This is a genomic window from Oryzomonas japonica, from assembly GCF_008802365.1.
Classification (GTDB): Bacteria; Desulfobacterota; Desulfuromonadia; order Geobacterales; family Pseudopelobacteraceae; genus Oryzomonas; species Oryzomonas japonica.
Genome location: NZ_VZQZ01000001.1, coordinates 47,848 through 68,478, shown reverse-complemented (window position 1 = coordinate 68,478; position 20,631 = coordinate 47,848). Strand labels below are relative to the sequence as shown.

The 20,631-nt window shown below is 61.1% G+C and carries 20 protein-coding genes and 1 riboswitch; all 20 genes read right to left on the bottom strand.

Annotation, left to right across the window (positions count from 1 at the left end; all coding sequences use genetic code 11):
• Window positions 1-52: 52 nt before the first annotated feature.
• Window positions 53-2,131, bottom strand: a complete 2,079-nt coding sequence (locus tag F6V25_RS00310; protein WP_246166937.1) for a tetratricopeptide repeat protein — start codon at window positions 2,129-2,131, stop codon at window positions 53-55.
• Window positions 2,132-2,205: 74 nt separating this feature from the next.
• Window positions 2,206-3,303 (bottom strand): response regulator, encoded by a 1,098-nt coding sequence (locus tag F6V25_RS00305; protein WP_151126132.1) that lies wholly within the window; start codon window positions 3,301-3,303, stop codon window positions 2,206-2,208.
• Window positions 3,304-3,373: 70 nt separating this feature from the next.
• On the bottom strand, window positions 3,374-3,880 hold the full coding sequence (locus F6V25_RS00300) for a chemotaxis protein CheX (RefSeq protein WP_151126131.1): 507 nt from the start codon (window positions 3,878-3,880) through the stop codon (window positions 3,374-3,376).
• Window positions 3,877-4,242: a response regulator gene (locus tag F6V25_RS00295; RefSeq protein WP_149308252.1), complete on the bottom strand. Its 366-nt coding sequence runs from the start codon at window positions 4,240-4,242 to the stop codon at window positions 3,877-3,879. Before F6V25_RS00295 ends, F6V25_RS00300 begins: the two co-directional genes overlap by 4 nt.
• Window positions 4,243-4,453: 211 nt before the next feature.
• Window positions 4,454-4,534, bottom strand: a riboswitch (cyclic di-GMP riboswitch).
• A gap of 95 nt (window positions 4,535-4,629) precedes the next feature.
• Window positions 4,630-6,039, bottom strand: coding sequence for a phosphoglucomutase/phosphomannomutase family protein (locus tag F6V25_RS00290; protein WP_151126130.1), 1,410 nt, complete (start codon window positions 6,037-6,039; stop codon window positions 4,630-4,632).
• A 177-nt stretch (window positions 6,040-6,216) separates the two neighbouring features.
• Complete coding sequence (locus tag F6V25_RS00285) at window positions 6,217-6,489, bottom strand: EscU/YscU/HrcU family type III secretion system export apparatus switch protein (RefSeq protein WP_151126129.1); 273 nt, start codon at window positions 6,487-6,489, stop codon at window positions 6,217-6,219.
• The gene (gene fliK, locus F6V25_RS00280) at window positions 6,476-8,722 is read right to left on the bottom strand and encodes a flagellar hook-length control protein FliK (protein ID WP_151126128.1); all 2,247 of its coding nucleotides are present in this window, start codon (window positions 8,720-8,722) and stop codon (window positions 6,476-6,478) included. Before fliK ends, F6V25_RS00285 begins: the two co-directional genes overlap by 14 nt.
• Before the next feature lie 126 nt (window positions 8,723-8,848).
• Window positions 8,849-9,775: a type II secretion system minor pseudopilin GspK gene (gene gspK / locus F6V25_RS00275; protein ID WP_151126127.1), complete on the bottom strand. Its 927-nt coding sequence runs from the start codon at window positions 9,773-9,775 to the stop codon at window positions 8,849-8,851.
• Window positions 9,772-10,404, bottom strand: coding sequence for a type II secretion system protein GspJ (locus F6V25_RS00270; protein WP_151126126.1), 633 nt, complete (start codon window positions 10,402-10,404; stop codon window positions 9,772-9,774). The genes gspK and F6V25_RS00270 overlap by 4 nt, the downstream gene beginning before the upstream one ends.
• Window positions 10,382-10,735, bottom strand: a complete 354-nt coding sequence (locus F6V25_RS00265; protein ID WP_151126125.1) for a prepilin-type N-terminal cleavage/methylation domain-containing protein — start codon at window positions 10,733-10,735, stop codon at window positions 10,382-10,384. The genes F6V25_RS00270 and F6V25_RS00265 overlap by 23 nt, the downstream gene beginning before the upstream one ends.
• Window positions 10,732-11,235 carry a pilus assembly FimT family protein gene (locus F6V25_RS00260; protein ID WP_188055554.1) on the bottom strand — a complete coding sequence of 168 codons (504 nt, stop codon included), beginning with the start codon at window positions 11,233-11,235 and terminating at the stop codon, window positions 10,732-10,734. The genes F6V25_RS00265 and F6V25_RS00260 overlap by 4 nt, the downstream gene beginning before the upstream one ends.
• Window positions 11,236-11,391: 156 nt before the next feature.
• A complete protein-coding gene (locus F6V25_RS00255; RefSeq protein ID WP_149308237.1) occupies window positions 11,392-12,432 on the bottom strand; it encodes a bifunctional UDP-4-keto-pentose/UDP-xylose synthase in 1,041 nt (346 codons plus the stop codon).
• A gap of 52 nt (window positions 12,433-12,484) precedes the next feature.
• The gene (locus tag F6V25_RS00250) at window positions 12,485-13,387 is read right to left on the bottom strand and encodes a formyltransferase (RefSeq protein WP_246166914.1); all 903 of its coding nucleotides are present in this window, start codon (window positions 13,385-13,387) and stop codon (window positions 12,485-12,487) included.
• Between the two features lie 125 nt (window positions 13,388-13,512).
• The gene (locus tag F6V25_RS00245) at window positions 13,513-14,469 is read right to left on the bottom strand and encodes a glycosyltransferase (RefSeq protein WP_151126123.1); all 957 of its coding nucleotides are present in this window, start codon (window positions 14,467-14,469) and stop codon (window positions 13,513-13,515) included.
• A complete protein-coding gene (locus tag F6V25_RS00240) occupies window positions 14,459-15,613 on the bottom strand; it encodes a ribonuclease D (protein WP_151126122.1) in 1,155 nt (384 codons plus the stop codon). The genes F6V25_RS00245 and F6V25_RS00240 overlap by 11 nt, the downstream gene beginning before the upstream one ends.
• The gene (gene mqnC / locus F6V25_RS00235) at window positions 15,610-16,680 is read right to left on the bottom strand and encodes a cyclic dehypoxanthinyl futalosine synthase (RefSeq protein ID WP_151126121.1); all 1,071 of its coding nucleotides are present in this window, start codon (window positions 16,678-16,680) and stop codon (window positions 15,610-15,612) included. Before mqnC ends, F6V25_RS00240 begins: the two co-directional genes overlap by 4 nt.
• Window positions 16,677-17,078: a YbgC/FadM family acyl-CoA thioesterase gene (locus F6V25_RS00230; protein WP_151126120.1), complete on the bottom strand. Its 402-nt coding sequence runs from the start codon at window positions 17,076-17,078 to the stop codon at window positions 16,677-16,679. Before F6V25_RS00230 ends, mqnC begins: the two co-directional genes overlap by 4 nt.
• A 2-nt stretch (window positions 17,079-17,080) precedes the next feature.
• Window positions 17,081-17,803: a putative periplasmic lipoprotein gene (locus tag F6V25_RS00225; protein WP_151126119.1), complete on the bottom strand. Its 723-nt coding sequence runs from the start codon at window positions 17,801-17,803 to the stop codon at window positions 17,081-17,083.
• A 230-nt stretch (window positions 17,804-18,033) separates the two neighbouring features.
• Window positions 18,034-18,687, bottom strand: coding sequence for a 16S rRNA (guanine(527)-N(7))-methyltransferase RsmG (gene rsmG / locus F6V25_RS00220; RefSeq protein WP_246166913.1), 654 nt, complete (start codon window positions 18,685-18,687; stop codon window positions 18,034-18,036).
• The gene (gene mnmG, locus F6V25_RS00215; protein ID WP_191966030.1) at window positions 18,684-20,591 is read right to left on the bottom strand and encodes a tRNA uridine-5-carboxymethylaminomethyl(34) synthesis enzyme MnmG; all 1,908 of its coding nucleotides are present in this window, start codon (window positions 20,589-20,591) and stop codon (window positions 18,684-18,686) included. Before mnmG ends, rsmG begins: the two co-directional genes overlap by 4 nt.
• Window positions 20,592-20,631 lie beyond the last annotated feature (40 nt).

Here is a 20,631-nt window from a genome sequence, read left to right as displayed (position 1 = left end):
ATTTTGTGTCGGTTTTTTGACTGGGTCCGATTCTTGACAGCCTCCCCGGCGCTTACCGCTTGGCTGCCCCCACGTCCAACGACTCGATGGCCTGTTGCGCCAGCCTTTTCCAGTCATCGTCCTTGCCCTTTTTGACCACCTGCTCGAAATAGGCCCGGGCGACCTGCTTCTTGCCCTCAAGGGCAGTGATCTCGCCCGCCTTGTAGAGGAACTCTTCATTCCGCTCGTTGTCGGGCAGCTTTATGCCGGCGTCAAGTATGCGCAAAGCGCCCTTGCGATCACCCGCCGCCAGACGCGCCGAGGCGGCCACGTAGTAGGCGTCGGGCAGCAGATGGGCGTCCTTCGCATCCCGGCCGGCCGTGGCAATATAGAGGTCCATGGCCTTGCCGGCCTGGGCGGCACCCTTCTGCTCCCACAAAGAACGGCCGAGATAATAGTAGCTCTCGCTTCTCTGGGCGCGTTCCTTCTTGTTGAGCAGCCACAGCAGGGTATCCCGGGCTTCCTGATACTTACCCCCCATGAAATACACCCCGCCCAGGCGTTCCAGCATGAGCCGCGCCCGGGGATGGGTGGGATATTTGCGCAAAAAGGCGCGCAGGGTCTTCTCGGCCAGCGCGCTATCGCCCAAGAGGTCCGCATTGGAAGCGATCTCCTCATAGAGATAGGGTCCATTGGTGCCCACCCATTGGTGATCCAGGAGGGTGCTGAAAAATTTGATCAGTTCAATGGGCCGGGCCGCCTCATCGTAGGCCTTGGCAACCTCCGGGAGAAAATCGGGCGCATCCATGCAGGCCGCCAGGTAGTCCTGATGCTCCTCGACAAATCTGATCAGCCCCGGGGCATCCTTGCGCCAGTTACTTTCATGGTACACCTGGGCAACCAGCACCTCCCGGATGGTTCGGCACACGGTGACATAGACCCCGCGCGGAAACCGCTTCTGAAACGAAACAACCTGCTGCAAGGCGTCGGATGCGTCGCCATGGATGGCATGGAGCAGGACATGCTTGAACAGGGCCTCCTCGCGCATATCCACATCGCTGTTCTGGCGCGAGATATTCAGGTAAAGGTCGCTCAGGCGCTGGTAATCCCACGGGGTGGCGCGAAGAAAATCGCGATCGGCCAAACGCAACTGCGCCATCTGGTTGGCCTTGTTGTCCGGGAAATTATCGGCTACCGTGCGGTAGATGGCCAGGGCCTCCCGGTCATGCCCCTGGCGCGTCAGGATGTCGGCCAGGCGCACCAGCAGGGTGGGGGCGTACTTTTTGTCGGCAAGCCGGGCAATCAGGCGGGCAAGGAGCACCCGGGCACCGGCAAGGTCTCCGCTCCGGGCGATACTGTCCCCGTAATAAAACGTGACACTCGGGTTGAAGGTCAGAAATGCCGGCCAGATTTTTTCGGCTTCACGAAACGCGGCCAGGGCCTGGGGATATTTTTGCAGCTTATACCACGTTTCGCCAAGCCGGTAGAGGGCCAGCGGTCTCACCGCGCTCAGCCGTGAGGCAAACTGGGTGAAGGCTTCCTCGGCCTCGGTCAGGGACCCTTTGTAGAGTGCCGCTTCTGCCGCCATGAAGGCCTGTTGATCGCTGTCATTGAGGATATTCTTCAAAATCTGCCGATCAGTCGGCACAAAGGGGATATCTGTTTTCAGCGGCGGATCAAAATCCCGCACCAGTTTCTCAACGCCGTTCCAAATCCGCTCACGCCCGGCAATGTACAGCCGGGGAGGAGCCGGGGCGAACTTTGTACCCACATCGAGGGCAATGGCGCAGGTGCCATCTACCGTGGCATCGCGCCACCCTGTCCCGGAAGCCGCCCGGAATGTGACCTGAAGATTTGACCCGCACCGGGAAAACAGCAAACCACCGATGCTGGCATCCGAATAGCGGCGGTATTTGTGGAAAAGGGGCCCGTCCGTATCCTGGAGCGTCAGCCGCAAGCGGTTGCCGGGCAGCGACGCGACGGTAAACTGCGGGTTTTCCTGGAGACGGAGGATTATGCGGGTATACCCCTGCTTGGGGCGGATATCGACCCGAAAGACCCGGTTGGGGATGGAGGCCTGGGCAGGCGCCGGGAAGAGCGCTGCAACGGCAAAAACAGCCGACAGTACCAACAGCATGGCTTTCGCGAGCATCACGTTGCGCGTCAACGCACCTATGCCACACCGACAAAACAACATAATGACATCCCCCCGACCGTCACGGGCCGTCACTGCACCGGCGGTTTGCAGAACCTGCGCACCTTGGCAATCAGTTCCTCTTCGCTACAAGGCTTGATGATAATCTCCCGAGCCCCGTATTTCAATGCCTTCAAAACGGCCGTCCGGGTCCAGCGTTGGGCACTCATGATGATCGGGGGCGGCGAGTTCTGGCGGATGGCATTGACCTTGATGCAAACCGCCAACTCGTGGTCACTCGCATCCTGCGAACCGACCAGCACCAACCGCACGTTGCGGCCGGTGAAGAGCTCCTTGATGTCGGCATTGAGCGTTCCCTCCACCACCTGATACCCGGTCAAAGCGGCCACGGTCACCATCTGGCGGCGTTCCTCGTTATCGTCCTCCAGCACCACGACGCTGTCAATTCCGGCCTCTGCCGAACCGGCTTCCTCCCCAGGGGAGGGCGCTGCCCCTTCGTCGGCCTCGTCGGGTTGCGCCTGCGCCGCGGCATCCCCGTCCTCGGCAGGCGCGGGGGCCTCCTCCTCGGCGGGAGGCTCCGGCGGTACCTCGCTGGGGGGATCGAACTGGTTGCCCAGCCCAACGGGTATGAGCACGTCCAGATAGTTCAGCTCCTGGTCCGGCATCTCCAGTTTCGAGCGGAACATGAGGTAGTCGCCTTCGGGAAGCGGCTCGCTTTCGCTCAATTCATCGACTTCGGGAATAAACTTTTTGGGCGAAAGTAACTTCAGATGCACCTTGTTGGGGAGGCTGCCCTGAAAAACGGTGTTGAACGCCCCGTTGATCATATTGGCAATCTCGGCAAAGGCATCGATGTCATCGCTTTCGATGATGCTGAGACGCTTTTTTTCCTGGATGCGGGCCGGGGGGATACCCAGCAGGATACTGCTCATGACGATGGCGTCACGCAGGGAGAACACCAAATAAAATTGGCCGGTGTAAGCTTCCCGGGACTCCACGCCGATCACGAAGCAGGCATCCTCAAGGCCACCGAAATAGGATGTTTTACTGGTGGTGAGAGAATCCGAAAGGGCAATGGCGAGCTCTTGCCCCAAAAGCATGCCGCTTTCCTCGCCTGCCTGCTTCAGGGCAGAGGCCAACATCTCATGTAACGTGGTATATCCATCCATCAGGGATTGTCTTCCGGTTCTGGGTCAAGCCATGGGCTGCGGCGATTACGCCCGCGTCCACAGAGCGTTGTCAGTCTTCTTTCTTAAGGGTGAGTCCGACGAGAAACCTGTTGTCGTTGACGCTGAACGGGATGACGACACAGTCGATGTCGGAAAGCGAGTTGACGGTATAATCTTCGCCGGAGATAACCGTTGGAATCGAGAGCTTGACGTCCATGCCTCCCTTGGAAAGCACCTGTTTTACGCTCCCGCCCAGCATATTGGCTATTTCGCCGATGGCGTCGTTCAAGTCCTCGTTGACCTCTTCGCATTCCATGCCCAGCATGCTTGAGGTGATCTGAAGGGCCAGGGCAACCGGGCAGTGGATGGAAATCACTCCCGAATAGATGCCCGCGAATCCCACCATGCCGGTGATGCTGCATTGAAAGCGATGAATCGGGTCCTTGAGGGGATAATCGTCCGCCGGGTCCATCATGACCATGGTGGAGAAAACATCTTTGGTGGCATCAATGACGTACCGGGCAAGCTGCTCTTCCGTAAACCTAGCACTGCCGGCGATGTCAGCGTTAAGGCTCATATCAGCCCCCCCAGTTTTTCCTGCAACTGGTCGGGCGTGAAGGGTTTTTTGATGCTGTCGCTGGCCCCGCTCGCGATGGCTTCCTTGAGTATCTCTTCGCCACCCTCCGTGGTGATCATGACAATCGGGACGGTGTTGCCGTTGGCCCTGACCTGTTTGATGAATTCCAGGCCGTCCATGTTGGGCATATTGATATCGGAGAGGATCAGCGTCACCGGCTTGCCGGAGGCAAGCACGCTCAGCCCTTCAATGCCGTCGCCGGCCTCGTATATTTCATCAACAGCCAGGCCGGCCTGCCGAAGTGAGCGTGAAATGATCTTGCGCATTGTGGAAGAATCGTCAACGATGAGAATATTCGCCATGCCAGTAATCCTCCTCTTTCAAACATCCCATTGGGCTTAGTAATTACGTGAATATGCACGTGGGAACTTAATATCACAAAAACAATAAAATTCATCCACTTTTTATCTTGTTACCAATCAGGGAATGGGGTTGCGGTATTCCGCATCGGCAGGGCATGCACCATAAAGAAAGCCTACCCAGATAACCGCAGTAGGCTTTATCCTGAACCGATCTTACAACCCCTCTTTCCAAAACAGCATTGGACAGGTGGCTTTGCGTCACACGGTTGCCCATGCTTTGCCTTTTGATGGCCGAATTACACTTAGGTCATTGATATAAAAAATAATTTGAGGATATGTCAAGTTATTAATTTCATACCGCATATTTTTAGCGGCGCGTCCGGGTCGTTACAGTGCCGCCAGGACTTCCGCAGCGCGCAGCAAACGGTCCACCTGGTCCGGGGTTCCGGCCTCGCTGTACAGCCGCAGGACCGGTTCGGTGCCCGAGGGGCGGATCAAAAGCCAGTCGCCGTTCTCGAAGATAAACTTGAAGCCGTCGCTGAAGTTGGTGGCAGCCACCCGCCGGCCGTCGATCTCTGCCGGAGGGGCCGACTTCAGACGCGCAATGAGCTGTTCCTTGGCGTCGCCCCCGATACGCCGGTCGATACGGCGATAGGAGAAATGCCCGATCTCGTCCATGGTTTCGTCAAGAAGCCGGCGGAGGCCTTTCCCGCTGACCGCCATAGCCTCCAGGAGCAGCAACCCGAGCAGGATACCGTCCCGTTCCGGGATGTGCCCCTTGACACCCAGCCCCCCCGATTCCTCGCCCCCCATGAGGATATCCTCCGTCAGCATCAATTCGCAGATATGCTTGAAGCCGATGGGGGTCTCGAACAGCGGCAGGTCGAATTTCCGGGCCAGCAGGTCCACCATACGGGTCGTGGAGACGGTCTTGACCACACCGCCCCGCAGATGCTTGTGTTCGATAAGGTGCCGCAGGATGACGGTAAAGATGCAGTGGGACGAGAAGAAATCGCCATTCTCGTCCACCGCCCCGATCCGGTCGGCGTCTCCGTCCAAAGCCAGCCCTACCCGGTAGGAGCCCCCCTTGAGGAGCGCGGAGAGTTCCGCGAGATGTTCGCCGATCGGCTCGGGTGGCTGTCCCCCGAAGGAGGGGTTCTCACTGTTGTGGATCTCGTGAACCCCGGCCAGCAGGCGGGGCAGAAAACCCGAGCCGGCACCGTACATCGGATCAACGACAACCGGGATGCCGGCCCTGGCGATCAGTTCCAGATCCACATAGCGGCCGATCTGGCGGAAATACCCCTCACAAGGGTCGAAGATCTCGATCATCCCCTTCCCCAGGGCCTCCTCGAAGGGGGTGGCCACCACGCGGCGGTCGTTGGCCACATTGAAGGCGACGATCTCCTCCAGCACCTTTGTGGTGGAGGGGCGGGCCGAACCGCCGAAAGCCTCCTTGACCTTGAATCCATTATATTCCGGCGGGTTGTGGCTTGCCGTGATCATGATCCCCGCCCCGGCTCCCGACTCGCGAACCGCCCACGATACGGCCGGCGTGGGCGCATAGCCGTCGGTCAGGCGGACCCGTATGCCGTTGCCGGCCGCCACCTCGGCCACACGCCGGGCAAAATCGCGGGACAGGAAACGCCGGTCATAACCGATCACCAGCCCTTTGTTGCCCGAGCCATCGCGGTTCAAGTAATCCATCGTGGCCTGGGCCACCAGGGAAAGGTTGTCGAAGGTGAAATCGCGGGCAATGACCCCCCGCCAGCCATCGGTTCCGAATTTGATCTGCATGCATCCTCCTCTAACAGGCTGCTGAAAAACTCAGGTTGTTCAAAAATAGTTAGATCGTCGCACCCGCAGAAGGCCCTGCGAAGGCGCCCGAAGGGTGAGGCCAAAGGCCTCAGTCACAATTGGGCTTTCGAGGACGAAGGCCTGATGGCTGTTTTTCAACAACCTTCTAACCGCCTTTCAGTGCCGATCCTGCTCGATTCCGTACAGCCACACCAGTACCTCGGCCACGGCGCGGTACAATTCCGGCGGGATGAACGCATCGGTATCCACCTGCATCAGCAGATTGACCAGTTCCGGTGATTCGTGGACATAGACTCCCGCTTCGCGCGCGCAGGCTATGATCGCCTCGGCCATCACCCCCTTGCCCCTGGCAACGACCACCGGAGCGTAATAGCCCTGTTTGTAGGTAAGGGCCGCCGCGCGGCGCTCTTCATCCTTACGGGATTTCATGGGTTACGCCGATCTCCGACGGCACCAGCCCGGACGCCTCGAGCTGTTCGGCAAGGCGCGGCAGGCCGGCCTTCAGAAGTTCCGCCGAGTCCGACTGTGCGGCGTTCAGTTCGATGCTCACCCTGCTGCCGTCGAGCTTCAGGCTGGCCGTGACATTCCCCAACTTCGGCATATCCAGGGTGAGCGACGTCTCCCAGGAGCGCGTCTGTTCACCGGACTCATTGCGGTGCGCTTCGCGCTCGCGCACCGACCACTCCAAGTGCTGGCCCGGCACCAGGTCTCCGCGAAAGAGGACTTGCCCGCTTTGCAAGGCCGCCAGTTGTTCCTTGACGACCGGCAAGGCCTGCTGGTCCACAATCCCCTCATGGGGCATGGCGGTACCGGCCTTCCTGAGCGCAGCCTCCATAGCCTCCACGGCGCCCCCCTTTAAACCGGCCAACCCCATGTCCTGCACCAAGTTGGCCGTCTCCTGCCCGGGCGGACGGTGGAGCGGGGACAACCGTCCCTGGGGCTCCCGCAAAAGATCCTCCAGAGGATAGTCGCCGCCAAACCAGCGCGCCAGGTGGGATTCGTAAAACAGGCCGCCCTCCCGCAGCCCCCGCTGCAGAAGCCCGCTTACCTGGGAGGCATCGGTCGGCGGCTCGGAGAGCAGGGTCTTCAGGATTCCCAGGGTCTCCCGGGCCGGCATCTGCTCTCCGGCAGCGCCGAGGAACCCGCTCAACCACCGGCCGGTTTCACTGACCCGCGCATCGCCGGGCTTGCCGAAACGGGTCATCAGGAAGGTGGGTTGCGGTTCGTCGGTGACGAAGAAGAGCGTAACCATGTCCCCCTGTTTGATCCCTTTGGGCAGCATGAATTCCATGGCCTGGCCGGCCACCTGCACCATGAAGCGCCCCCCGCCCAGGGAGGTCATGATCTCGCCCCTTATCTGCTGACCCGGCAAAAAAACGCCCCCGGATGCCTGTTGGTTGATGGCCTCAAGGAGCGCCAAACGGTTACCCCTGATCAGCGCCTGGAGCAGTTTGGCCATATCGTCGCTGAGGATGATGCCGGTGCCGGGTTGCAAGGTGGCCTGCGGGTTCTGCACGGCGGCCGCGCCCGCCTGGGGCGTCACCCCCGGTTGGGCCGGCTGTTGATCAACGGGCTGGCGGCCGCGCATGACCGTCTGGTAGGTGATGGCCTCGTCCTGAATGGCGGTAAAGGCCGGCGAGTCCGGCGGCAGGCTTTTCAACACCGTGTTCAGACGCTCCAGCACGTACATCTGTTGTGTCGATCCCCCCCCGTCACCGTGTTCCAAGGCGCTTAGCCACCGGCCCGCCTCACTGAGCGAGCTGGGAACGCCGGCGGCGGCCCGTTGCAGCGCAAACAGCGGCCGGGGGTCGGACGTGATGAAGGTCAGGCGGAGGATGTCCCCGGTCTGGACCGGCCGGGGAATAAGCAGTTCCAACGACGTCCCCGCAAGCTGGACGAATACCTTGCCGCCCGGCAGGGTGCCGAGCACCGCGGCGTCAACCTCTTCCCCCGGCATGAGGGGAAGCGGCGTTACCGGCTGGTTGGCCGCCTCGGTCAGGTCAAAACGGGAATTGCGGGCGATATTCTGGAGGATCTGCGCCGCATTGGCCTCGAAGGACGACAGACGGGTCTGTTCGGAGACGGCGCCTTGGACGGCCGCCGGTAGCGTCCCTTCCTGTCCGGCGCGCCCCTGCTGGAGGGGAACATCCGGCAGCAGGGTTGGCGCTGTTTCCCCTTCGCCGGGCGCCCCGTAGGTGAGCGCCTCGTCCATTAGGTTGGCAAGGACGCCCGCCTCTCCCGGGGAACGCCGCAGCATGTCGCTGATACTCAAGAGCGAGGCCCGAAGGCTCGGGTCGACGATCTCTTCGCTGCCGACCAGGAGACTCAGGAGCCGGGACGCATCCGAGAGGCTGACCGGCGGGGCGGCGACGCCCTGGCGGGCTACGGCGAAGGTCGAGCGCGGCTCCCCGGCAACAAAGGTCATTTCCAGGGTCTGCCCCGGACGGACCGCCATGGGCAACGCCAGGTTGAAGCGTTCCGTGCCGATCTGCACCTGGGTCAGGTTGTTCGGCAGCGTCGTCAGTACCGAGGCGCTCACCTGCTGCCCCGGGACGAAGCTGACCCGCGCTCCCGCCTCCTGCTCGGCGCTTACGAACGAGAGATTGGACGCCTGGGAGAGCAGGTTGTACACCTGGCTCTGGATGTCAGTCGGTATGGCCATGGGTTCCTGGAGCGGCAATCGCCGTACTCGTGCTGACGACACAAGGGCAAAGCGGCATGCCCGCCGGCAACAGGCACGGGGCTGGGGTGCGGGGCGCAACAGGCATGGTGTGACGGCGGGCTACCATCAAAATTCCTGCCACGAGAGGAACTCTCCCGTGCCGTCCATATTGACCACCGCCTCGACGGTGCGGGCCGCTTCCTTGACGAATCCCCGGGCCGTGATCCGGAAGATTGTGCCTTTGGTGGTTGCCCTCCCTTGTAGGGTGGAGCCCAGTTGGCTGTCAAACCGCGACAGTTCACCAACGTTCTTGAACGGCGTCAGGCGCCGCGCCTCAATGATCTGGTCCGCCATGCTTTCGCTGATCCGGCTGTCCAGGGCCATGAGCACCTCTTTGGGGGCGGTGTTCACGTTGACGACCACGGTGGCGCCGAGCCCCCCGGGCTTGTTGGGGTAGACGGTCACGAACGGCTTGAGCTTATTGACCATGTCCGCCGTAAAGCCCTTGACCAGGGACAGTTCGTTCACCGTCGTCAGTCTGCCGTTGCGGGCCGAGTAAGGCGGGTTTAGGGATTTGTAATAGGAGTTTTCCGCGCCGCCGGAGAGCGGCAGGTCGTCGGTGTCGATCCAGTCCGCCAGCGCGTTCCATACGCTTTCCGGGATTTGCAACTGCACGCCTAGGCGCTTCAGCATCTTCAGGGTATCATCATTAGGGGTGTTGTCGTTATTCACCAGCGCGTTGAGGTTGATCTTGCCGCTCTCCTCGGTGGTCGTGATCTCGATGCGCCCGATCTCGTCGTCCATCTTGAACGGGGCGGCCCACTTGTCCGAGAGCGACGTGTAGCTGCTTTGTGCCGCAAGCAGCGTCTGGAGCAGTTTTTTGCCCCCTTCGGCCCCCGATTCCGCCAGCAGCGAGGCCTGTTGGCCATCGCGGAAATTGCGGTTGAGGGACATATCCACGTACACTTGGTGGATCAACTCCACCGCTGCCGCCACCATCAGGGCGGTGACCACCAGGGTCAGGACCAGGGCAAAGCCCTTTTCGCCTCTCACGAGCCCACCATCCTGGGGGCCGCATAGACGGTGAACGTCACCGGCGTCCCCTCCTCCTCCACCTGCACCGTGATGCGCACCAGCTTCGGCAGTTTATTGCCGTTCAGGGCGGTATCCCAGGTTTTGACCCATGCCGTGCCGTCGTTGCTGCATTCCACCAGAAAGGAGTTGATCCGCTCCATCTGCGGGTAGGCGGGCACGGTGGTCGAGTCCAACAGGAGATCCTGTTCCTTGCGGGTCAGGAGCAGTTGCTGTTTTTCCTGCTCCACCATGCGGTACTGGACGTCGATGGTGCCGGACTCCTTACGGGTGTCGCTCAGGGTGGACGGGGGCGCCAGGGTCGTCAGTTCCAGGTTGGAGGCCGGCCGGCCGAAACTGTCCCGGTCCTCGACGATGAATTTGAGCCGTTTGTCGGTGGGGGAATAGAGGGCCGAACCGATCTCCCGCCGCAGGAGGTCGAGGGTGGCGCCCAGTTCACGCCGCGCCTCCATCCCCTCCGCCGACCGCTCCCGCGCCTTCAATACCGTGAAGTAGCTCCCGTACAGGGCGGCGGTCAGGATGGCCAGAAGGACCACGGCGATCAGCACTTCCAGGAGGGTAAACCCCTTATTTCGTGAGATAGCGCTCAAGCGCCACCTCCCGTTTGTCGCCGGTCCGCCACACCCGCACCACCAGCTTTTTGAGAACGATCAGGTCCGTGGCGGAAATCTCGGCCTGCCAGGAGAGTTCCGGGTGAGCCGGGGCCAGGGTGCCCTCGCTCTTCTCGGGGAGCGTTTGCCCCTGGTTCTTCAGTAGTTCCAGTTCAGCCATCTTGGCCCGTGCCAGAAGCGTCAGGGCGGTGCTGTCCCGTTCGTTGGTGATGATCGTCAGGTGGTAGTTGACCGCCCCCAGCACCGTCAGGATGACGCTCGCCATGATGGCCAGGGCCACCATCACCTCAAGCAGGCTGAAACCTCTCATAGTGCGTCTTCCTGATACCCTTGGTAAATCTTGACCTTGCCGCTGGACGGGAACGCCATCACCGTCCAGAACGCGCCGCCCGCCGAACGCAGGTGGATGGCGACGAAATCCCGCAGGCCGCCGGCGCCGATGTCGAGCCGCACCTGTCCGTCGCTCAGCTTGCCCAGGCGGGGGATGACCACATCCGCCACCTGAACCCCTTCCTTGGTCGGCCGTTGTTGCAGGAAGGGGTCTTCCGGCTCCTTTTCGGTCCCGTCGCCCGCCGCCTGCAAGACCTTGACGGTGTCCGTGCCCGGCTCCATGCGCAGGTAGTAAACCGTCCCGGTGGTGGCTGCACGGTCCTGCAGGTAGCGCAGGGTCGAGGCCAGGGTCCGTGCCGAGGTCTTCAGGTCCTCAGCCTCGGAGCTGGGCAGGCGGGGGATGACCAGCGTCATCACCATGCCGATGATCACCAGCACCACCACCAGCTCTATGAGCGTGAAGCCCCGGCGGTCAGACACCTTGCTGCACACCCGCCACAGCGGCGCAGAGACACGGAGACATCGCGGTGTTCATTTCAGAATGAACGATGCGGAAAGCACGATGCTCCCTGTTGTATTCCAGATGACCCGACATACTTTTGTTTTGTCTCCGCGTCTCTGTGGCTCTGCTGTGATTTACAGAAATTCCGAAAGTTTCTCCCGCTCGTCCACCAGATAAAACTCCAGGGTCTTGCGCAGGGCTTCGTCGGCGCTCGTTACCGGCTCCCATCCCAGGCATTCCTTGGCGCGCTTAATCGAGGGGACGCGGGTCAGCATATCCTGGTATCCCTTGCCGTAGAACTGGTCGGAGGAGGTCTCCACGATCCGGCATTTCTCGGCCTTTTCCCGGTAAAGCGGGAATTCGGCCACCATGTCGCGCAGCTTGTGGGCCAATTCCTTGACGGACAGATCGTTGGCCGGATTGCCGATGTTGAAGATCTTGCCGTCGGCGCAACCGTCCCGGTTCTCGATGATCCGCATCAGGGCGTCGATGCCGTCTTCGACAAAGGTAAAGGAACGGCGCTGGTTGCCGCCATCCACCAACTGGATCGGTTCTTCGGCCAGGATGTCGTACAGGAACTGGGTCAGGACCCGGGAGCTCCCCTCCTTGGCGGTATGGATGCTGTCCAGCTTGGGACCGATCCAGTTGAAGGGGCGGAACAGGGTGAACCGGAGCCCCTCGTGCATGCCGTAGGCGTAGATCACCCGGTCGAGCATCTGTTTGGCGCAGGAGTAGATCCAGCGCTCCTTGGCGATCGGCCCTAGCATGAGGGGCGAGTTGTCCTCGTCGAACTCCCGGTCGGGCGACATGCCGTACACCTCGGAGGTCGAGGGGAAGATGACCCGTTTCTTGTACTTGTGGCACAGCCTGATGATCTTGAGATTTTCTTCGAAATCCAGTTCAAAGACCCGCAGCGGGTCCTTGACGTAGGTCACCGGCGTGGCGATGGCAACCAGCGGCAGCACGACGTCGCATTTCTTGATATTGTACTCGATCCACTCCTTGTTGATGGTGATATCCCCCTCCAGGAAATGGAAGCGGGGATCGCCCAGGGAACGCTCAAGCTTGTCGCAGGCCATGTCCAGGCCATGGACCTCCCAGTCGGTGGTGGTGAGAATGCGGTGGGTCAGTGCGTTGCCGATAAAACCGTTAACGCCGAGGATCAGTACTTTCATGCTCTTTTCTCCTTGATGGCGGCTCCGTTGGGGAGCCGGCGAATTTCATATTTCAGATAAACTGCAGGGCATTCGTTATAAAATCTGCGGCGGCGACCTCGTCCCCATCCTCGGCCTGGAGCGACCGGATCTCCAGCAGCCCTTGGCCGGTACCGACCAGAAGCGGGCGGTGCGACACGATGCGCCCCGGCTCTCCGCTCCCCTCAACCGGCCAGGCGGACCAGATGACGACCTTTCTGCCATCCAGGTGGCTGAACGCGCCGGGGTAGGGGTGGGTTACGCCCCGGACCAGGTTATAGATGCGCAGGGCGCTTTGCTGCCAGTCGATTTTGCCATCGGCGGGCTTGCGGCCCCCAAAGTAGGCGCCCTCGGCCAGGTTCATGGGGATGCACGCCGCCCTCCCCTCCCTGAGTTGCGGCCAGGCGCGGGCCATAACCGCCACCGCCGCATCGGTAATCTTGTTGAAGACATCGAACGCCGTGTCGGTGAAAGCGATCTCCACCCGCTCCTGGTCCACGATGGCTCCGGCGTCGGGTTTCTCCACCATGTGGTGCAGGGTTGCCCCGGTTTCGCTCTCGCCGTTGATCACCGCCCAGTTGACCGGCACCCGGCCGCGGTACTTGGGCAGGTACGAGCCGTGCAGGTTGAACGCGCCTTGTTTCGGGATCTCCAGCACCGCCGGTTTGATCATGTTACGGTAGTAGAAGGAGAAGAGGAAATCCGGCGCAATGGCCCGCACCCGGTCCACGTTCTCCGGGAGGGAGATGTCCGTGGTCAGGTACGGAATACCGTGGCGGTCCGCCAGCTCCCGCACCGATTTGAACCAGATCTCCTCCGTGGGGGAGTCCTCGTGGGTGAAGATCAAGGCGATATCGGCCCCCTGGCGCAGCAGCTCCTCGATACAGCGATAGCCTACATTATGGTAGGCGCAGACGATCAGTTTGTCAGATTGCAAGGTTATTCCCATGGAATGGTTATTTTCAACTATCCACTCAGGTTGTTCAAAAATAGTCAGATCGTCGCACCCGCACGAAGGGCCTTTCGAGGATGAAGGCCTGATGGCTGTTTTTCAACAACCTGTTATTCTTCAAAGCCGTAGGTTTGCCGCACCACGTACCGGGGGCGTTTGCGTACCTCCTGGTAAATCCTGCCCACATATTCACCGACGATGCCGATGCCGAAGATGATGATGCCGACAAAGAAGAACAGGATGGCGAACAGGGTGAAGACCCCCTCAACCTCCGCCCCGACGATGAAGCGCCGCACCAGCAGGAACAGGGCAAAGATCAGGGAAAAGAGGGCGGTGCTGATGCCGAACAGGGCAAAGATCTGCAGCGGCACCACCGAAAAGCCGGTCATCAGGTCGAAATTGAGCCGGATCAGGCTATAGAACGAATACTTGCTCTCCCCTTCCACCCGCTCGGCGTGCCCCACCTGGATCTCCGTGGGGTTGGAGGCAAAGGTCTGGGCCAGGGCCGGGATAAAGGTGGTGGATTCCCGGCAGCGGTTGATATTGTCCACCACGTAGCGGTGGTAGGCCCGGAGCATGCAGCCGTAGTCCTGCATCTGCATGCCGGTGATCCGGTTGGTGGTTATGTTCACGATGCGCGAGGCGAACTTTCTGAAGAAGGAGTCCTGGCGTTTCTGGCGGATGGTACCGACCACGTCGTGCCCTTTTTCGATCTCCGCCACCAGGCGCGGGATCTCCTCGGGGGGATTCTGCAGGTCGGCGTCCAGGGTGATGACGATCTCCCCCCGGGACATCTCGAAGGCCGCAAGGATGGCCATGTGCTGGCCGAAGTTGCCGTTGAACTCGATCACCTTGACCCCCGGATACTGCTGCACCATCCGGCGCAGGATCTCCAGGGAGCGGTCGCGGGAACCGTCGTTGGTGAAGAGGATCTCGAACGGCTTGCCGATGCCCTGCACGGCCGGATAGAGCCGTTCCATCAGGGGGCCGAGGTTGCCCTCCTCGTTGTAGACCGGTACGACGATGCTCAGGTAGGGTTGTTCCGTGCGTATTGTATCATTGTCCATCAGCTTCAAGCACCTCGATCAGCTCTTTTCCGTAGAGCCCTTTTTGCCACTCCCGCATTCCGGCGATTCCGTCCAGTCCGGCACGTGTGGGTGGGTTCATATCCGCCGCAGCCTCAAGAAGCCAGTTGGGAGCGATCACTCCCGGCTCCAGCCCCAGGGCCGCACTCGATTTCTCACGCCACGACTTGAGCCGCTTGAGCCGTTCCTTGGCCCCCTCGGACGGGTCTTCCCTCCGGGTACGCGGAAACCGCGGCAGCCTCTCCTCGGGCAGTTCCAGGGCGGTTGTAACAGCCGCCAGTAGGGCAGACCCATGGCGGTTGAGCTGCTTGGGTGTCATCCCCTTGATGCCCGCCAACTCGCTCAACGAGCGGGGCTTCTTCTCCGCCGCCTCCAGGAGCGTCTCGGCCGACATGACCTTGAAGGGGGGCCGATCCACCTGTTGCGCCTGACGGTCGCGGTAGCGCAGCAACTCTTCCAGGGCAGCCAGGCTGCGCCCCTTGAGTTTACCCGCCCCCTTGCAGGAGAGAAACAGCGGCCCCTCCTTTTCGCTCACCCGCGCTTGGCACACCAGAGCGCACTCCTCCTCCTGCCAGGCAAGGCGGCCTTTCCCGGCCAGTTCGCCGTGCAGCTGGTCATACAGGGGCAGCAGGTCGGACGTATCTGCCGAGGCATAGGCGCACATCTCCGGGCTGAGCGGCCGCTTGCTCCAGTCGGCCTTCTGGTATTTCTTGTCCAGTTCGATGCCGAAGCGCGCCCTGAGCAGCGCGGCGAGGCCGAACTCGGCGACACCCAGAAAGCGGGCCGCCAGCATGGTGTCGAAGAGATTTTTCACCTCGATGCCGAAGTCCCGGTGCAGGGAGCGGATATCATAATCCGAGCCATGCATCACGATCAGGATGGCGGGGTTACCCAACGGTGCGGCCAAAGGCGACAGGTCCTCCAGGGCCAGCGGGTCTATCAGCCAGCTTTCGCTGCGGGTTGAGACCTGGATCAGGCAGACCTTCTCCCGATAGTGATGGAGCGAATCCATCTCTAGGTCTACGGCCAATTCATGGTGCCGGCAGAGGTGCTCTGCCAGTTCTTTCAGGCGTGCTGCGGTAGTGACGATTTCGCACGTTCCGGCCTGCCGGGTTAGATGTGTCAAGCCGGAAACTCCTTTACGATGTGGTAGGTGGTGGTGCGCTGGGCGGCACGGAAGCCGGCCCCGCGGATAAGGTCGATCATCTCTTCCCGGGACATGCGGAAGCTGCAACCGGCTGCGGCAACGACGTTTTCCTCCAGCATGGTGCCCCCCAGGTCGTTCGCCCCGAAAAAAAGCGCTACCTGCGCCATTTTGGCGCCCTGGGTGACCCAACTGGCCTGGATGTTGGGGACATTGTCCAGCACGATGCGGGCCAGGGCCAGCACCTTGAGGTATTCGACCCCGGTGGCGGTATCGCCGCCCAACTCCGTATTGCCCGGCTGGTAGGTCCAGGGGATGAAGGCCGTAAACGAGCCGCCCTTATCCTGAATCTCCCGCACCCGGAACAGGTGCTCGACGATGTCCTCCGGTTTCTCGCGGCTGCCGAACATCATGGTGGCCGTGGTCGGCATGCCGAGTCCGGCGGCCTTGGACATGACCTCCGCCCACTGGCGCCAGCCGATCTTGTTGGGCGAGATGGCGCCGCGGACCTCATCCACCAGGATCTCGGCCCCGCCGCCGGGTATTGAATCCAGGCCGGCTTGTTTGAGGCGCCCAAGGGTCTCGTCCAGGGACAGTCCCGAGTTCTTCGCGATGCTGACCACCTCGGCCGGCGAAAGGGAATGGTTCTGCACCATGGGAAAGCGGGACTTGATCTCGCGGAACAACTGTTCGAAAAAGCCGATCTTCAGGTCCGGGTTGAGCCCCCCCTGCATGAGGAGTTGCGTACCCTCCTGCCTCACCAGTTCCTCTATCTTGGCGAAGATCTCTTCCTGGGTGAGCACGTAGGCGTCCGCCGCGTCGCCGTCGCGGTAGAATGCGCAAAAGGCGCATTTCGAGTTGCAGATATTGGTGTAATTGACGTTGCGGTCAACGACAAACGACACCACCCCTTCCGGGTGGAGCTTGCGACGTATCCTGTCGGCGTAGATCCCCAGTTCCAGCAGCTCGGCGCTCTCCAGCAGCCGCAGCGCCTCCGCGCGCTCCATGCGCCGCCCCTCAACGATATCCGTGGTTTGTTGTATCATCATTGCCCCTGCGTCACACCTTCCTCAAGCACGCGTCTGACCTCGTCAGGAAGCCGTCGCGCCCGGCGTTCCGGGCTGATGCAGGCAAGGGTGACCTGGGCCTCCACCAGAACCCGGCCGTCCGACGGCCGCACCGCCTGTTGCCTGACGACGAAGGATGCGCCACCAATCCGCTCCGGGCGGGTGATGATCGACAGAAGTTCGTCGTGCAGCGCAGACGCCTTGAAATCGATTTCCATTCTGATCACCGGGAAAACGAAACCGGCAGTGGCGAGTTCCGCCACACCCAGGCCACGCTCCCGAAAATACTCCGTCCGGGCCCGCTCAAAGAACTTGAGGTAACTGGCATGGTAGACCACGCCGGCTGCGTCCGTGTCTTCGTAGTAGATGCGAACGTCCATGTCTATTTGAGCCTCAGGTTGAGCGTACGCACCGTACCGCTCTCGCGGAATCTGACCTGCAGGCGGAGTTCCCTGACCGATTCAGCTTCGCCGGGGAAGAAGATAAAGCCTGAGGCCAGGGCCTCGGCAGACATGATCTTGCCTTCCATCCCCTTCTCACGGACGTCGTCGGCGATCTTGTATTCCCGCTCCCGGTCGTCGCCCTTGGAGGCGCCGCCGATGACGGCCCCGCCTACCCCGCCCAGGACGCCCCCCTTGACGAGGGACGAGCCGGCATCATGGCCGGAGACGATCCCTATCGCCAAGCCCAGCAAGGCACCGGTTGCAGCGCCCCAGGCCGCCCCCTTGCCCGCCCCGCTGGTGATGGATCCCGCCTGGGTCGCCTTGTCGACCCGTTCCACGGCCTCGCGGTTGGAAAGGAGCTTCCAATAGCGGTTCGAACTGTCGATCAGAAAGGTTTGGCCGGAAACGACCTCCACCCCCTGGCCGCTCTTGTTATCGATGACAACCTGGACCGGCAGCAGCCCGGCGTCCCGAATATTGAAACCAAAGGCGTCCTCGGCCTGTTGCTTATCGGCAAAGGCCTCGGCCCCCACACGAATCCCGGCAACGTCCTGATAGTTTACATAGTCCTGCGGCGGTCGAAATGAAACCGAACGGCTCTCGTATGTGGCGCACGCGGAAAGATGCGCCGCCATCATCAAGAGCAAGATGATTTTCTTCATGGCTCATCTCCAATCGTAAAAGTACTGCCTACTACTGTCACTTTAGTGCAGAATCGGCCCGTCTGCAACTTCATTCTATGCCAAAAGGCCCCTTTCCGGCGCTTTCAGGAACAGGGCGGCCAAATTTGCCCCAGAAAACGTTTTGGCAGCCAAGGCAACCACATATATGGATAGAACCTTAAAATGGCGTCAGCGGCAATTTTTGGAATTTCATCTCTCAAACGCCCATTTCAAGCGGCTTTACGAGGTATAATCTCGATCAGGTTACGCTCTCCCTTGCTGAGCGGCAGCCGGTAGGGCGTGACCGACACGATTTCGAACCCCAGGGCGGCGAGGCGTTCTTCATCCGCCTTGATTTCATCGGCAACGCCCGGCCCCTTCATGGCGATCAACCGCCCGGTTCCGGCCAAGAGCGGTGCGGCCAGCCCGACAAATTGTTCCAGGCGCGAAAAGGCCCGCGAGGTTATCAGGTCAAAACCGTGGCCGCGGGTGCCGCACAATTCCTCAACCCGCCCGTGTATGGCCTCGAAGCCGTCAAATTTCAGGAGGCGGGCCACATGCCGCTGGAAGAGGATTTTTTTCCCAACCGCATCCACGGAGGTTACCGGGACCGAGGGCTTGACGATCTTCAACGGGATGGCCGGCACCCCTGCCCCGGAACCGATATCAAGCACCCGCTCGTTGTCACGGACGCAACCAGCAAACATCAGGGCGTCGATGATGTGCTTCACCGCTATCTCATCATCGGAGATGATGGCGGTAAGGTTGATTTTGCGATTCCACTTTTTGAGTTGATCGGCAAACAGTTCAAAGGCCTGGAGACTCTCCTCCGAAATTTCCAGCCCCATCTCCCGTGCCCCCTGTTCCAGTGCGTGGCGGATCACATCTCCTCCGGCCCGGCTTCCTGGCCGCTCTGTTTTCCGCCTTTGGCTTTCAAGGCTATGGACAGCACCGAGATGGCGGCCGGCGTCACACCGGGAATGCGCGAAGCCTGCCCCAGGGTGTCGGGACGGTTCTTGGCCAGCTTTTCGCGGACTTCGGTCGTGAGCCCATTGACCGAAAAATAATCCATTCCCTCGGGCAACGGCGTACCTTCCAATTTGCGCGCACGTTCCACCTGATCAAGCTGCCGTTCGATATACCCCCGGTATTTTACCTGGATCTCCACCTGTTCGCGAACCTCGGGCGGTGTTTCACGTGAAACATCGTCGAATTCCGCCAGCTCCTTATAGGTTATCTCGGGACGCCTGAGCAAATGTTCGAGAGAGGTCCCCTTCTGGATATCACCCAGGCCATGCAGGGCCAGAAATTCCTGTTCCCGGTCATTCATGGCCAACCGCCCGGAGCAGATCCGTTCGTATTCGGCGGCGACCATCTCCCGCTTCCGCAGAAAATGCCCGAAGAGTTCGTCCCGCACCAGGCCGACGTCATGCCCTTTCTCGCGCAGGCGCATATCGGCGTTGTCCTCACGGAGCAAGAGGCGGTACTCGGCCCGGGAGGTAAACATGCGGTATGGCTCCTTGGTCCCTAGGGTAACCAGGTCGTCGATCATCACCCCAATATAGGCCTCGCTGCGTCCCAGCACCAACGGCTCCCTCCCCTTGACCCGCAGGGCGGCATTGATGCCAGCCATCAGCCCCTGCCCGGCGGCTTCCTCATACCCCGAAGTGCCGTTGATCTGGCCGGCGTGGTAAAGGTTGCGGATCAGCTTGGTCTCCAGGGAGGCGCGCAACTGAATCGGGTCCACGTAATCGTACTCAATCGCATAGGCCGGGCGCATGATCTCCACCCGCTCCAGCCCTTCGATGGAGCGGTAAAACGGTATCTGGATGTCGATGGGGAGCGAGGTGGACATACCGCTGGGATAAACCTCAACGGTCTCCAGCCCCTCCGGCTCGATAAAGGTCTGGTGGCGCTCCTTGTCGGGGAAACGCACCACCTTGTCCTCGATGGAGGGACAGTAACGGGGTCCGATCCCCTCGATGACCCCGGCGTAGAGCGGCGAACGGTCTAGGCCGGAGCGGATGATTTCGTGGGAGCGCGGGTTCGTATAGGCGATGTGGCACGGCACCTGGGGCATGGTGATGCGCTCGGTGGAGAAGGAGAATGGTGCCGGCGGATCATCGCCATACTGGGGCTCCAACCGTGAGAAGTCGATGGTCCGCCCGTCTAGGCGCGCCGGGGTGCCGGTCTTGAGCCGCCCCACCTGGAAACCGAGGTGCCCGAGCTGGTCGGAAAGCCCCACCGAGGGGAGATCCCCCGCCCTGCCGCCCGGGTAGTTGGTCAGGCCGATGTGGATCAGACCGCGCATGAAGGTGCCGGTGGTCAAAATGACCGTTTTGCCGAGAAAGCGGATGCCGGAGCGTGTATCAACGCCCCGCAGCTCTTCGCCCTCCAGATAGAGTCCCGTCACCTCACCCTGCTTGAGATACAGGTTGTCCTGCTGTTCCAGTATCCGCTTCATGCGCAGCCGATAGAGCTGTTTGTCGGCCTGGGCGCGCGAGGCGCGCACCGCAGGTCCCTTACGGGTATTGAGGATGCGGAACTGGATGCCGGTGGCGTCGATGTTCCTGGCCATCTCCCCCCCGAGGGCATCGATCTCCTTGACCAAATGGCCTTTGGCAAGGCCACCGATGGCCGGGTTGCAGGACATGAGCGCAACCGCATCCAGGTTGATGGTCAACAGCAGCGTGGAACAGCCCATGCGGGCTGCCGCCAAGGCGGCCTCGCAGCCGGCATGGCCGGCCCCGACCACGATCACATCGTATATGGTTTCATAACAGTGCATCGATATCCTCTCCGAATCAGTGACGCCCGAATGCCGTAGT

Excerpts from the sequence above, each read along its gene's own strand:
- F6V25_RS00245 (WP_151126123.1), bottom strand. The coding sequence starts at position 14,469 with ATGGACAATGATACAATACGCACGGAACAACCCTACCTGAGCATCGTC.
- F6V25_RS00300 (WP_151126131.1), bottom strand. The coding sequence starts at position 3,880 with ATGAGCCTTAACGCTGACATCGCCGGCAGTGCTAGGTTTACGGAAGAG.
- mnmG (WP_191966030.1), bottom strand. The coding sequence starts at position 20,591 with ATGCACTGTTATGAAACCATATACGATGTGATCGTGGTCGGGGCCGGC.
- mqnC (WP_151126121.1), bottom strand. The coding sequence starts at position 16,680 with ATGATGATACAACAAACCACGGATATCGTTGAGGGGCGGCGCATGGAG.
- F6V25_RS00295 (WP_149308252.1), bottom strand. The coding sequence starts at position 4,242 with ATGGCGAATATTCTCATCGTTGACGATTCTTCCACAATGCGCAAGATC.
- F6V25_RS00225 (WP_151126119.1), bottom strand. The coding sequence starts at position 17,803 with ATGAAGAAAATCATCTTGCTCTTGATGATGGCGGCGCATCTTTCCGCG.
- F6V25_RS00285 (WP_151126129.1), bottom strand. The coding sequence starts at position 6,489 with ATGAAATCCCGTAAGGATGAAGAGCGCCGCGCGGCGGCCCTTACCTAC.
- F6V25_RS00230 (WP_151126120.1), bottom strand. The coding sequence starts at position 17,078 with ATGGACGTTCGCATCTACTACGAAGACACGGACGCAGCCGGCGTGGTC.
- F6V25_RS00265 (WP_151126125.1), bottom strand. The coding sequence starts at position 10,735 with ATGAGAGGTTTCAGCCTGCTTGAGGTGATGGTGGCCCTGGCCATCATG.
- fliK (WP_151126128.1), bottom strand. The coding sequence starts at position 8,722 with ATGGCCATACCGACTGACATCCAGAGCCAGGTGTACAACCTGCTCTCC.
- F6V25_RS00305 (WP_151126132.1), bottom strand. The coding sequence starts at position 3,303 with ATGGATGGATATACCACGTTACATGAGATGTTGGCCTCTGCCCTGAAG.
- F6V25_RS00310 (WP_246166937.1), bottom strand. The coding sequence starts at position 2,131 with ATGCTCGCGAAAGCCATGCTGTTGGTACTGTCGGCTGTTTTTGCCGTT.
- F6V25_RS00290 (WP_151126130.1), bottom strand. The coding sequence starts at position 6,039 with ATGCAGATCAAATTCGGAACCGATGGCTGGCGGGGGGTCATTGCCCGC.
- F6V25_RS00255 (WP_149308237.1), bottom strand. The coding sequence starts at position 12,432 with ATGAAAGTACTGATCCTCGGCGTTAACGGTTTTATCGGCAACGCACTG.